Source organism: Streptomyces plumbidurans (genome assembly GCF_019857225.1).
Taxonomy (GTDB): Bacteria; Actinomycetota; Actinomycetes; order Streptomycetales; family Streptomycetaceae; genus Streptomyces; species Streptomyces plumbidurans.
Map to the genome: position 1 here is coordinate 1 of NZ_JAFJSY010000130.1, position 12955 is coordinate 12955.

At 69.6% G+C, this 12955-nt stretch carries 12 protein-coding genes; 8 read left to right on the forward strand and 4 right to left on the reverse strand.

Going from position 1 to position 12955, the window contains the following annotated elements; all coding sequences use genetic code 11:
- Both JYK17_RS41360 and JYK17_RS39070 read right to left on the reverse strand, forming a co-directional pair.
- A partial coding sequence (locus JYK17_RS41360; RefSeq protein ID WP_372465381.1) for an SCO5717 family growth-regulating ATPase occupies window positions 1–1375 on the reverse strand: 1375 nt, incomplete at its 3' end.
- Between the two features lie 398 nt (window positions 1376–1773).
- Entirely contained in the window at window positions 1774–2070 is a 297-nt protein-coding gene (locus JYK17_RS39070) for a DUF397 domain-containing protein (RefSeq protein ID WP_108016020.1), read from the reverse strand.
- 322 nt (window positions 2071–2392) lie between these two features.
- Here JYK17_RS39070 and rpsO point away from each other — a divergent pair, with 322 nt between their 5' ends.
- From rpsO to JYK17_RS39095, 5 genes are all read left to right on the forward strand, one after another.
- Entirely contained in the window at window positions 2393–2680 is a 288-nt protein-coding gene (gene rpsO / locus JYK17_RS39075) for a 30S ribosomal protein S15 (RefSeq protein WP_108016019.1), read from the forward strand.
- A gap of 337 nt (window positions 2681–3017) precedes the next feature.
- A complete protein-coding gene (locus JYK17_RS39080) occupies window positions 3018–5237 on the forward strand; it encodes a polyribonucleotide nucleotidyltransferase (RefSeq protein ID WP_108016018.1) in 2220 nt (739 codons plus the stop codon).
- Window positions 5234–6613: a M16 family metallopeptidase gene (locus tag JYK17_RS39085; protein WP_108016017.1), complete on the forward strand. Its 1380-nt coding sequence runs from the start codon at window positions 5234–5236 to the stop codon at window positions 6611–6613. The genes JYK17_RS39080 and JYK17_RS39085 overlap by 4 nt, the downstream gene beginning before the upstream one ends.
- Before the next feature lie 44 nt (window positions 6614–6657).
- A complete protein-coding gene (dapB, locus tag JYK17_RS39090) occupies window positions 6658–7410 on the forward strand; it encodes a 4-hydroxy-tetrahydrodipicolinate reductase (RefSeq protein WP_128801765.1) in 753 nt (250 codons plus the stop codon).
- 13 nt (window positions 7411–7423) lie between these two features.
- A complete protein-coding gene (locus tag JYK17_RS39095; protein WP_108016015.1) occupies window positions 7424–7876 on the forward strand; it encodes a tetratricopeptide repeat protein in 453 nt (150 codons plus the stop codon).
- Window positions 7877–7974: 98 nt separating this feature from the next.
- Here the strand turns inward: JYK17_RS39095 and JYK17_RS39100 are convergent, their stop codons facing one another.
- Window positions 7975–8529: an SCO5741 family PH domain-containing membrane protein gene (locus JYK17_RS39100; RefSeq protein ID WP_108016014.1), complete on the reverse strand. Its 555-nt coding sequence runs from the start codon at window positions 8527–8529 to the stop codon at window positions 7975–7977.
- A gap of 90 nt (window positions 8530–8619) precedes the next feature.
- Window positions 8620–8856 (reverse strand): hypothetical protein, encoded by a 237-nt coding sequence (locus tag JYK17_RS39105; protein ID WP_108016013.1) that lies wholly within the window; start codon window positions 8854–8856, stop codon window positions 8620–8622.
- 224 nt (window positions 8857–9080) lie between these two features.
- On the opposite strand from JYK17_RS39105, the gene thyX reads away from it, so the two are divergent.
- The 3 genes from thyX to JYK17_RS39120 all read left to right on the forward strand — a co-directional run bounded on the left by thyX (window position 9081) and on the right by JYK17_RS39120 (window position 12725).
- Window positions 9081–9785 (forward strand): FAD-dependent thymidylate synthase, encoded by a 705-nt coding sequence (gene thyX / locus JYK17_RS39110; RefSeq protein ID WP_108016039.1) that lies wholly within the window; start codon window positions 9081–9083, stop codon window positions 9783–9785.
- A 211-nt stretch (window positions 9786–9996) separates the two neighbouring features.
- Window positions 9997–10896 carry a 4-hydroxy-tetrahydrodipicolinate synthase gene (gene dapA, locus JYK17_RS39115; protein ID WP_108016012.1) on the forward strand — a complete coding sequence of 300 codons (900 nt, stop codon included), beginning with the start codon at window positions 9997–9999 and terminating at the stop codon, window positions 10894–10896.
- A 143-nt stretch (window positions 10897–11039) separates the two neighbouring features.
- Entirely contained in the window at window positions 11040–12725 is a 1686-nt protein-coding gene (locus JYK17_RS39120) for a ribonuclease J (RefSeq protein ID WP_108016011.1), read from the forward strand.
- Window positions 12726–12955: the final 230 nt, after the last annotated feature.

Sequence of the window (12955 nt, forward strand, 5' to 3'; positions counted from 1 at the left end):
CCGGCGCGGCGGCCGCGGGCTGCTGCGGTGCGGGCGCCGCCGGGTCCGGCTGTTGCACCGGCTGAGGCTGCTGCGGCTGCACCGGCCACTGGGCCGCGGGACCGGGCGCGGCGGGCTGGTACGACGGAGGCAGCGGCGGGAGCCCGCCCTGCGGCGTCGGCGGGGGAGCCCAGGCGGGCGGCGCGTCCTGCGGGGCCTCGGCGGCACCCGGAACGGCGTCCTGCGGCTCCTCGGCCGGGAGTTCGCCACCCTGGGAAGCCGCGGCGTCCTCCGGCTCCCCGTCCTCGGCAACCGCGTCCGCGGGCACGGCGTCGGAGGGTTCGGCCTCCGGCTCCGCCTCGGCGGCAGCCGCCTCTTCCGCGACGTCCTCCTCGGAGGAATCGTCCTCGCCTTCCGCGGGCGAGTCGGAGGCTTCGGGGGACTCGGGGGACTCGGGGGACTCGGAGGATTCGGAGGCGGATTCCGGGAGCACGTCTACGTCGACCGAGGCATCCCCGGCGTTCTCGCCGTTCTCGTCGGTCCCGACGCTCTCTTCGCCTACGTGTCCGTCGTCGGCCTTGACGGCATCGTCCTCGGCGTCGGTCCCGGCGTCGGTCTCCGCAGCCGTAGCCGCAGCCGAATCCGTCACCTCGACGTCATCGCCCTGCGCTCCGGCTCCGGCATCGGCCTCTGCCTCCGCGGCAGCCGCACGCTCCGCGATCTCCCGTTTCAACGCGACGGAGGAGAACCGCATGGTGGCGCCGCTCTCCAGATCGCCGTTCCCGGACTCCTCCTCGGAGGCCGACGGAGCGCCCCCGGACGGCTGAGGCTCGAACCCGCTGCCTACGGGGAGCTTGGGCACCGCCCCCGGACCACCACTCGGCGGCGCAGGAGGCGCGGGCGGAGTGAAAGGGGCCCCGGGAGCAGGCGCGGGCGGCGTGAAAGGAGCCCCCGGAGCGGGGGCCGGCGGAGGCGGGGGCGGCATGAACGGAGCCCCGGGCGCGGGCGCCGGAACAGCGGCCGGACCGTCGGACGACGTACGCCTCTGCATCGAGTGGGCCGGCGGGCTCAGCCCCGGCAGCGAGGAGAGCGAGAAGTCGGAGGGAGACCCCGAGGCGTTCGGAGCCACCGGCCCGTTTCCGGGCCGACCCGCACCGGGAGCCCCCGGCGCACCGGACGACGTACCCCCGGAGCCGGAGGCTCCGCCCCCACTGCCCGCGTTGTTCTCCGAGGCCTCGGAGCTCTCGGAGTTCTCCGACGCGTTCTGCGTGTACCAGGCAGGCGGCGCGTAGTCGATGGTGAACTCGCCCGTCGTCTCGACGGCGGACTCCGCGTCGGGCTGGTCATCGCCGGGTGTGGCCCAGCCCCCGCGGATCCCGTCCCGATCGCTGCTCACAATTCCTCCTGGTGTGCTCGAGCACCCTCATGCCGTGCTGGGGCGACCCTTGCTTGTCGTCCTGTGTCGTTCTGAGGTCGTCCGAAATCACCGGCTCTCCCCCTGAGGCACCGCCACCTGGTCCACCCTGGTCCACCGGTCCGGCGGCGCGCACCGTCCCAGCCTAATCGCCAGTAGCCTCGGCACGGCAGGCCCGTCCACGCCTGAGCACGTGACCGCTACGTCACAATCAGCGCAGAAGTGGCATACGCAGCCCACGTATTGGTGAACAAAACGGGCGTCTCTCGTGAACGGGTCGCACACAACGTGAAGAGAAGCGGTCACGGCCGGTCCCCGAACCGCCGGTCCCCGAATCACCGGTCCCCGAACCGCCGTACCGCACAAGCTCGCTGACGGCGCTACGCCTCCGCGGTCTGCCCGTCGTCGTGCGGTGCCGCCTCCAGGTCGAACTCGCCGTCCCGGGCGCCCAGGACGAAGGCCCGCCACTCGGCCGCCGTGTAGCGCAGCACGGTGCCGGGGTCGAGCGACGACCGCATGGCGACGGCCCCGTCGGGAAGGTCGGCGATCTCGACCCGCTCCTCGTGCCCCTCCGTGCCGGGCGCGCTGCGCCACTCCACGCCCGAGATGTCCAGGGCGTACAGCTCGTCCCGTTCCCGTTCCTTGCGCGCCTTGATCTGCTCTTCGGTCTCCGCCATGCCGCAGTGGCTCCTTCCCGGCGTACGCATACCCGGCGTACGCGAATGATCTGTCGGCTCACACTAGTGGCCGCCCCCGGGCCGCCTTCCGCCTTTTCCCCGGCATTCGCCCGCCCTCGGGAACCGTGGCGAAGGGGCCGTCGACTGGCTGGTACCCTGATTGACGGCCGTTTGTGTACGCACCCCCGGAGCCACCGCAGGTTCACCTGCCGGCCCTGGAGGCCGCGCCCAGCGGATCCCCGCCTCCCGAGTAACGGAAGCTCCCCCGAGACACAGACCGGGGGCACTCGGTGGCCCTTTCAGAAGACTACGAGGAGTACGAGTGTCGCTCGACGCCGCTACGAAGAAGCAGATCATCGACGAGTTCGGCCAGAAGGAGGGCGACACCGGCTCCCCCGAGGTCCAGGTCGCCATGCTCTCGCGCCGGATCTCCGACCTGACCGAGCACCTCAAGACCCACAAGCACGACCACCACTCCCGCCGTGGTCTGCTGATCCTGGTCGGTCAGCGCCGTCGCCTGCTGCAGTACCTGGCGAAGAAGGACATCCAGCGCTTCCGTGCGCTGGTCGACCGCCTGGGCATCCGCCGCGGTGCGGCGGGCGCCAAGTAAGACGCCGTGAAGGGAGCGGTTCCCGCGAGTGTGGGAACCGCTCCCTTTGCCGTACGTACGGAAACGTGCGGAGTGTCACTGCCGCTTTGTAGTGTGGTAGCACAACGCAATACGTACGACACAGAGTGACGGGCCGTGCCCACAGGGGCAGGCCGCGTCACAAGACGAACGAGGAGAAGCGCCGTCACGCCGCCGCCGGTCCTCGGTAGTGGCCCCCGGGAGAATGCGAACCCCGGGTGCTTCGATCGAAGACCGGCCCGCACAGCACGGCGCGCTTCTCCGCAGACGTCCCCCCGCCACACGGGCGAGGAGGGACGAAGACGAGGAGAAAACGCTAGTGGAGAACGAGACCCACTACGCCGAGGCCGTCATCGACAACGGCTCCTTCGGCACCCGCACCATCCGCTTCGAGACGGGCCGCCTGGCCAAGCAGGCCGCCGGCTCCGCCGTGGCGTACCTGGACGACGACACCATGGTGCTGTCGGCCACCACCGCCTCCAAGAACCCCAAGGACCAGCTCGACTTCTTCCCGCTCACGGTGGACGTCGAGGAGCGGATGTACGCCGCCGGCAAGATCCCCGGCAGCTTCTTCCGCCGTGAGGGCCGCCCCTCCGAGGACGCGATCCTCACCTGCCGCCTCATCGACCGCCCGCTGCGCCCGTCCTTCAAGAAGGGCCTGCGCAACGAGATCCAGGTCGTCGAGACGATCATGGCCCTCAACCCCGACCACCTGTACGACGTCGTGGCGATCAACGCCGCGTCCGCGTCCACGCAGCTGGCCGGTCTGCCCTTCTCCGGCCCGATCGGCGGCACCCGTGTCGCCCTGATCAACGGCCAGTGGGTCGCGTTCCCGACGCACACCGAGCTCGAGGACGCCGTCTTCGACATGGTGGTCGCCGGCCGCGTCCTGGAGGACGGCGACGTCGCGATCATGATGGTCGAGGCCGAGGCCACCGACAAGACCATCCAGCTCGTCAAGGGCGGCGCCGAGGCGCCCACCGAGGAGGTCGTCGCCGCCGGTCTCGAGGCCGCGAAGCCCTTCATCAAGGTGCTCTGCAAGGCCCAGTCGGACCTCGCCGCCAAGGCCGCCAAGCCCACCGGCGAGTTCCCGATCTTCCTCGACTACCAGGACGACGTCCTGGAGGCGCTGACCGCCGCCGTCAGGCCCGAGCTCGCCCAGGCGCTCACCATCGCCGGCAAGCAGGAGCGCGAGGCCGAGCTGGACCGCGTCAAGGGTCTGGCCGCCGAGAAGCTCCTGCCGGAGTTCGAGGGCCGCGAGAAGGAGATCTCCGCCGCGTACCGCTCGCTGACCAAGTCCCTGGTCCGTGAGCGCGTCATCAAGGAGAAGAAGCGCATCGACGGCCGCGGTGTCACCGACATCCGCACGCTGGCCGCCGAGGTCGAGGCCATCCCGCGGGTGCACGGCTCGGCGCTGTTCGAGCGCGGCGAGACCCAGATCCTGGGCGTCACCACGCTGAACATGCTCCGCATGGAGCAGCAGCTGGACACCCTCTCGCCGGTGACCCGCAAGCGCTACATGCACAACTACAACTTCCCGCCGTACTCCACCGGTGAGACCGGCCGCGTCGGCTCCCCGAAGCGCCGCGAGATCGGCCACGGCGCCCTCGCCGAGCGCGCGCTCGTGCCGGTGCTGCCCACGCGCGAGGAGTTCCCGTACGCGATCCGCCAGGTGTCCGAGGCCCTCGGCTCCAACGGCTCGACGTCCATGGGCTCGGTCTGCGCCTCCACCATGTCGCTGCTGAACGCCGGTGTGCCGCTGAAGGCCCCCGTCGCCGGTATCGCCATGGGCCTGATCTCCCAGGAGATCGAGGGCGAGACGCACTACGTCACCCTCACCGACATCCTCGGTGCGGAGGACGCCTTCGGCGACATGGACTTCAAGGTCGCCGGCACCAAGGAGTTCGTGACCGCCCTCCAGCTCGACACCAAGCTGGACGGCATCCCCGCCTCCGTCCTGGCCGCCGCCCTCAAGCAGGCCCGTGACGCCCGCCTCCACATCCTCGACGTGATGATGGAAGCGATCGACACGCCGGACGAGATGTCCCCGAACGCCCCGCGGATCATCACGGTCAAGATCCCCGTGGACAAGATCGGTGAGGTCATCGGCCCCAAGGGCAAGATGATCAACCAGATCCAGGAGGACACCGGCGCCGACATCACGATCGAGGACGACGGCACCATCTACATCGGTGCCGCCCAGGGCTCGCAGGCCGAGGCCGCCCGCGCCACGATCAACGGCATCGCCAACCCGACCATGCCGGAGGTCGGCGAGCGCTACCTGGGCACCGTCGTGAAGACGACGACCTTCGGTGCGTTCGTGTCGCTGCTCCCGGGCAAGGACGGTCTGCTGCACATCTCGCAGATCCGCAAGCTCGCCGGCGGCAAGCGCGTGGAGAACGTCGAGGACGTGCTCGGTGTGGGCCAGAAGGTCCAGGTCGAGATCGCCGAGATCGACTCCCGCGGCAAGCTCTCCCTGATCCCGGTCATCGAGGGCGAAGAGAACGACGCTGACAAGAAGGACGACGGCGACAAGTGACGTCCCGCGGCTTCGAGGCGACGGCCCGCACCTCTTCGGAGGCGCGGGCCGTCGCCCGTACCCAAACCCTCATCAAGGGCGAGAACGGCATCGGCACGGTCCGCAAGACCACCCTCCCGGGCGGCCTGCGCATCGTCACCGAGACCCTGCCCTCGGTCCGCTCCGCCACCTTCGGCATCTGGGCGCACGTGGGCTCCCGCGACGAGACGCCGGCCCTGAACGGCGCCACGCACTACCTGGAGCACCTGCTCTTCAAGGGCACCAGCCGCAGGTCCGCGCTCGACATCTCCGCCGCCATCGACGCGGTCGGCGGCGAGATGAACGCGTTCACGGCGAAGGAGTACACGTGCTACTACGCGCGCGTGCTCGACGCCGACCTGCCCCTCGCCATCGACGTCGTCTGCGACATGCTGACCGGCTCGCTCATCCTCGAAGAGGACGTCAACGTCGAGCGGGGCGCGATCCTCGAAGAGATCGCCATGACCGAGGACGACCCGGGCGACTGCGTGCACGACCTGTTCGCGCACACCATGTTCGGCGACAACGCCCTCGGCCGCCCGGTCCTCGGCACCGTCGACACGGTCAACGCCCTCACCGCCGACCGCATCCGCCGCTTCTACAAGAAGCACTACGACCCGACCCACCTGGTCGTGGCGGCCGCGGGCAACGTCGACCACCAGAAGGTCGTACGACAGGTCCGTGCCGCCTTCGAGAAGGCGGGCGCCCTCAAGAACGCCGAGGCGGTCCCCATCGCCCCGCGCGAGGGCCGCCGCTCGATCCGCACCGCGGGCCGCGTCGAACTGCTCGGCCGCAAGACCGAACAGGCGCACGTCGTCCTCGGCATGCCGGGCCTGGCCCGCACGGACGAGCGCCGCTGGGCACTCGGCGTGCTGAACACCGCCCTCGGCGGCGGCATGTCCTCCCGCCTGTTCCAGGAGGTCCGCGAGAAGCGCGGCCTGGCCTACAGCGTGTACTCGTACACCTCGGGCTTCGCCGACTGCGGCCTGTTCGGCGTGTACGCCGGCTGCCGGCCCTCGCAGGTCCACGACGTGCTGAAGATCTGCCGCGACGAGCTCGACCATGTCGCCGAGCACGGCCTGTCCGACGAGGAGATCGGCCGCGCCGTCGGCCAGCTCCGTGGCTCCACGGTCCTCGGCCTCGAGGACACCGGCGCGCTGATGAACCGTATCGGCAAGAGCGAGCTGTGCTGGGGCGAGCAGATGTCCGTCGACGACATGCTGACCCGGATAGCGTCGGTCACCCCGGACGACGTCCGCGCGGTCGCCCGCGACATCCTGGGACGGCGGCCCTCGCTGTCGGTCATCGGCCCGCTGAAGGACAAGCAGGCCGCCCGTCTGCAGGACGCCGTCGCCTGACGTCCGACACCCGTCCTCGTAACTCCCGTAAGGAAGCAGAAGAGATGAGCAAGCTGCGCGTGGCGGTCCTCGGTGCGAAGGGGCGCATCGGTTCCGAGGCGGTCCGGGCCGTCGAGGCCACCGAGGACATGGAGCTGGTGGCCGCCCTCGGCCGGGGCGACGATCTGGAGACGCTGGCCGTCACCGGCGCCCAGGTCGCGGTCGAGCTGACCACGCCCGACTCGGTGATGGGCAACCTCGAGTACTGCCTGGGCCACGGCATCCACGCGGTCGTCGGCACCACGGGCTGGACCGAGGAGCGCCTCGCCCAGCTGCGGGAGTGGCTGGCCGCCTCCCCGGAGACGGGCGTGCTGATCGCGCCCAACTTCTCCATCGGCGCCGTCCTCAACATGAAGTTCGCGCAGCTCGCCGCGCCCTGGTTCGAATCCGTCGAGGTCATCGAGCTGCACCACCCCAAGAAGGTCGACGCCCCGTCCGGCACCGCCACGCGCACCGCCCAGCTGATCGCCGAGGCCCGCAGGCAGTCCAACGCGGAGCCCGCACCGGACGCGACGGAGACGGCCCTGGACGGCGCGCGCGGCGCGGACGTCGACGGCGTCCCGGTGCACTCGGTCCGGCTGCGCGGCCTGCTCGCCCACCAGGAGGTCCTGCTCGGCGCCGAGGGGGAGACGCTGACGATCCGCCATGACTCCCTGCACCACAGCAGCTTCATGCCGGGCATCCTGCTCGGCGCCCGCCGCGTGGTGACCAATCCGGGCCTGACCTTCGGCCTGGAACACTTCCTGGGCCTGAGCTGAGCCGCCGACCGTCATGCGCGCGAAGATCACCTACCTCGTCACGGCCGCCGTCCTCGTCTTCTACTTCGTCCTGGTCGGCAGCCGCGGCGTCATGCTCATCCAGTCCGGTACGCCCGTCACGGTCACCTTCGGCGTGGCGGTGCTGATCCTGCCGGTGATCGGCGTGTGGTTCCTGTGGAAGAACACCCAGTTCGTCCGCAGGGCCAACGCCCTCGCCGCCGAACTCGACGCCGAGGGCGGCCTGCCCGTCGACGAACTCAGGCGCACGCCCGGCGGACGCATCGACCGCGACTCCGCCGACGAGGTCTTCGCCAAGCGCAAGGCCGAGACGGAGGCGGCCCCCGACGACTGGCGCAGCTGGTTCCGGCTCGCCGTCGCCTACCACGACGCCCGCGACACCCCACGCGCCCGCAAGGCGATGCAACGGGCGATCGCACTGCACGACGGCAGGACCATCGAGGCCTGAGCGTTCGTCTACGCCTGCCGACCCCTTACGCCTGCCGACCCCTTACGCCTGCCGACCCCTTCGTATGACCGTCTTCGTACGACCAGGTGGTTGCCAGGTCAGCGTCGTCCGTGCTCCGCCGCCCACGCCTCGATGGTGTCCGCGGCCCGGTCGAACGACCCCTGCCGCGCGAGGAAGTCGGCGTTGTGCGTGGTCATCAGCACCTGTGCGTCCCGCTCCGCACGGTCCCGGCGTACGAGAACGAGCGCCTGGCCCTGCACCGTGCGCGGCAGCCCGAGCCAGCGCACCGGCTGCTGCACCGTCCGCACGGAGACCACCTGCTCCCAGGGCGTCGTGCGCGTGCCGAAGAAGGTCACATGGCGCAGCCCGCGCGCACTCACCCACGCGCCCGCGCGCAGCAGCCGCAGCGCGCACACGATGACCACCAGCGCGATGCCGAAGGTCACGGCTGCCTCGGAGGCCGAAGCGGTGAACGCGATGATGACCGCCGCGAAGAGGACGAACGAGGCGAGCAGCAGCCACAGCGCCGCCGCACCCACACGCCACGGGCCGGGACGGTAGGGACGCCGCCAGCGGTCGCGGTCGTGGTACGGCAGCGCGAGATCGTCGGCAGTCTCGAAAGCGCGGTCGGCCGTCAGGAAGGGCAGGGGCACGGCTTGTCCTCACTCAATCCATGCGGGGGCGGTGCCCGGTGAGGCTATCCGGCTGTGTCCCAGCTCACCACCTTGGGGGGTCCGATGGAGTCAGTGCCCATGGGAGGCCTGTGACTGCTGAGGGGGTGTGTGGGTGTCGGTGGACAGCGCCGGTGTGCCGAGCACCAGCGCGCCCACGAGCCCGGCGACGAGGGTGAGTCCGAGCAGCCAGCGCCCGGCTGTCTGGCCGATGGACGCCCGCTCACGCGGCGGGGGTGTGACATTGCTGCGGAACCTGTCGGCCGCGGAGACAAAGGCGAACGGGACGGGCTCGCGCCGACGAGACATGGCCGGTGAGTCTCCCTTCCGGGTTGATCTGGGGTCGATCTGGGGTCGAACGAATGACTGTCATCTACACAGACGGCCGAGCGCCCCAAAAGGTGCCGTATTCCCGACAAGTCACAGGAATCAGGTCCAGCCCCGGTGGACGGAAGCTCCCCCGTACAGTGGGCGCGAACCCAAGACGTGATGGAAGGACTCCCGTGACCTCCGGCGACGCCCCCAAGCCGTACATGCGCAGTGATGTCACCGTTGAGCTGGTCAAATCCAGCGCATCGGATGCCGATGTCCTCTTTGCTGCCCGCGTCTCGACCCTTGGCGAGCAGTCCTTGGAGGAGCTCCAGAAGGACCCGGAGCGCTCCAAGGGGCTGATCAACTACCTGATGCGCGACCGGCACGGCAGCCCCTTCGAGCACAACTCGATGACCTTCTTCATCAGCGCCCCGATCTTCGTCTTCCGCGAGTTCATGCGGCACCGCGTGGGCTGGTCGTACAACGAGGAGTCCGGCCGCTACCGCGAGCTCGAGCCGGTCTTCTACGTCCCTGGCGAGTCGCGCAAGCTCGTGCAGGAGGGCCGCCCGGGCAAGTACGTCTTCGTCGAGGGCACCCCGGCGCAGCACGCCTCGGTGACCAGCGTCCTGTCGGAGGCGTACGAGCAGGCGTACACCGCCTACCAGAAGCTCCTCGCGGAGGGAGTGGCCCGCGAGGTCGCCCGCGCGGCCCTGCCGGTCGGCCTCTTCTCCTCCATGTACGCCACGTGCAACGCCCGTTCGCTCATGCACTTCCTCGGCCTGCGCACCCAGCACGAACTGGCGAAGGTCCCCTCCTTCCCGCAGCGGGAGATCGAGATGGTCGGCGAGAAGATGGAGGAGGAGTGGGCCCGGCTGATGCCGCTCACCCACGCCGCCTTCAACGCGAACGGCCGAGTGGCGCCGTAGCGCGTCCGTGTTCCGCGAGAGAGCACAGACGTACGGGTCGATCTGGCGAAGTGTCCGTATTGCGGCATTTGGAGAAGTTCATCTAGCCTGATCAAACGGACCCGGTACTGCTTGAACCCCCGAGCAGGCAGTACCGGGCTCCGCATTTGTCCGGACTTATCCCGCACCCCTAGGGCAGACCGCACACGGAGCAGCGAGTAGCGTGTTCCCCATGGCTCCGACCTCCACTCCGCAGACCCCCTTCGGGAGGGTCCTCACCGCCATGGTCACGCCCTTCACGGCGGACGGCGCACTCGACCTCGACGGCGCACAGCGGCTCGCCACCCACCTGGTGGACGCAGGCAACGACGGCCTGATCATCAACGGCACCACCGGTGAGTCCCCCACCACCAGCAACGCGGAGAAAGCGGACCTCGTACGGGCGGTCGTGGAGGCCGTCGGCGACCGGGCCCATGTGGTCGCGGGCGTCGGAACCAACGACACCCACCACAGCATCGAGCTGGCCCGCGGCGCCGAGCGCGTCGGCGCCCACGGCCTCCTCGTCGTCACCCCGTACTACAACAAGCCCCCGCAGGAGGGCCTGTACCAGCACTTCAGGGCCGTCGCAGACGCCGCCGAGCTGCCGGTGATGCTCTACGACATCCCCGGCCGCAGCGGCGTCCCGATCAACACCGAGACGCTCGTACGGCTCGCGGAGCACCCGCGCATCGTCGCCAACAAGGACGCCAAGGGCGACCTCGGCCGCTCCAGCTGGGCCATCGCACGCTCCGGCCTCGCCTGGTACTCAGGCGACGACATGCTGAACCTGCCCCTGCTCTCGGTGGGCGCCGTCGGCTTCGTCTCGGTCGTCGGCCACCTCGTCACGCCCGATCTGCGCGCCCTCGTGGACGCCTTCGTCTCGGGCGACGTACAGAAGGCGACCGAGATCCACCAGAAGCTGCTCCCCGTCTACACGGGCATGTTCCGCACCCAGGGAGTCATGACGACCAAGGCGGCGCTCGCCCTGCAGGGTCTGCCCGCCGGGCCCCTGCGCGCCCCCATGGTCGAGTGCACGCCGGAGGAGATCGCCCAACTCAAGATCGATCTTGCCGCCGGCGGGGTACAGCTCTAACACCAGACTTGGCACCACAGTCTTCACAACTGAATAGGCAGGCCACCGGTGCCTGCATCCCACAATGACAACTGCTCATGCACGAACGTCACGCGCGCCACGTGCCCCAACCGGTACGTGGCGCGTGTGGTGAGGAGAGTCTTTTGAGTCATCCGCATCCTGAACTCGGCCCGCCGCAGCCGCTCCCCGAGGGCGGCCTGCGGGTCACCCCACTCGGCGGTCTCGGCGAGATCGGCCGGAACATGACGGTCTTCGAGTACGGCGGCCGCCTGCTGATCGTCGACTGCGGAGTGCTTTTCCCCGAGGAGGAGCAGCCCGGAATCGACCTGATCCTGCCGGACTTCTCGTCCATCCGGGACCGTCTCGACGACATCGACGGCATCGTCCTCACGCACGGCCACGAGGACCATATCGGCGGCGTCCCCTACCTCCTGCGCGAGAAGCCGGACATCCCGCTGATCGGCTCCAAGCTGACCCTCGCCCTGATCGAGGCGAAGCTCCAGGAGCACCGCATCCGCCCGTACACCCTCCAAGTGGCCGAGGGACACCGTGAGCGCGTGGGCCCCTTCGACTGCGAGTTCGTCGCGGTCAACCACTCGATCCCGGACGCCCTCGCCGTCGCCATCCGCACCCCGGCCGGCATGGCCGTGCACACCGGCGACTTCAAGATGGACCAGCTGCCGCTGGACCACCGCCTCACGGACCTGCACGCGTTCGCACGGCTGAGCGAGGAAGGCATCGACCTGCTCCTCGCCGACTCGACGAACGCCGAGGTGCCGGGCTTCGTCCCGCCCGAGCGCGACATCTCGAACGTGCTGCGCCAGGTCTTCGCCGGCGCCCGCAAGCGGATCATCGTGGCGAGCTTCGCCAGCCACGTCCACCGCATCCAGCAGATCCTGGACGCGGCCCACGAGTACGGCCGCCGGGTCGCCTTCGTCGGCCGCTCCATGGTCCGCAACATGGGCATCGCCCGTGACCTCGGCTATCTCAAGGTCCCGCCGGGGCTGGTCGTCGACGTCAAGACCCTCGACGACCTCCCCGACTCCGAGGTGGTCCTGGTCTGCACGGGCTCGCAGGGCGAACCGATGGCCGCCCTGTCCCGGATGGCCAACCGCGACCACCAGATCCGCATCGTCGACGGCGACACGGTGATCCTGGCGTCGTCCCTCATCCCCGGCAACGAGAACGCGGTCTACCGCGTGATCAACGGCCTGACCCGCTGGGGCGCCAACGTCATCCACAAGGGCAACGCCAAGGTCCACGTCTCGGGCCACGCCTCGGCTGGCGAGCTGCTGTACTTCTACAACATCTGCCGCCCGAAGAACCTGATGCCGGTCCACGGCGAATGGCGCCACTTGCGCGCCAACGCCGAACTGGGCGCCCTCACCGGCGTCCCGCACGATCGCATCGTCATCGCTGAGGACGGCGTGGTCGTCGACCTCATCGAGGGCAAGGCGAAGATCTCGGGCAAGGTCCAGGCGGGCTACGTCTACGTCGACGGCCTCTCCGTGGGCGACGTCGGCGAACCAGCCCTGAAGGACCGCAAGATCCTCGGCGACGAGGGCATCATCTCCGTCTTCGTGGTGATGGACTCGTCCACCGGCAAGATCACGGGCGGTCCCCATGTCCAGGCCCGCGGTTCGGGCATCGAGGACTCGGCCTTCGCCGAGGTGATGCCGAAGATCATCGAGGTGCTCGAACGATCCGCCCAGGACGGCGTGGTGGAGCCGCACCAGCTCCAGCAGCTCATCCGCCGCACCCTCGGCAAGTGGGTCTCCGACACCTATCGCCGCAGGCCGATGATCCTGCCGGTCGTGGTCGAGGTCTGACGGACGTACGTCCGCTCGGCCGCGTCCCACGCGCCAACTGACAGCGGGGCGCCTCGATTTGCATCGAGGCGCCCCGCTCCAGTACGTTTACGGCTCCGCCCGAACGGGAACCCGGATGCTTCGTGCCCCGGAACCAGTCCCCGCAGGGGGCGGGAAATCCGACTCAGAACCTCTGATAAAGTCGGGTCCGCCGGAAAGGGAAACGCGCAAGCGGAAACCTGGAAAGCGCC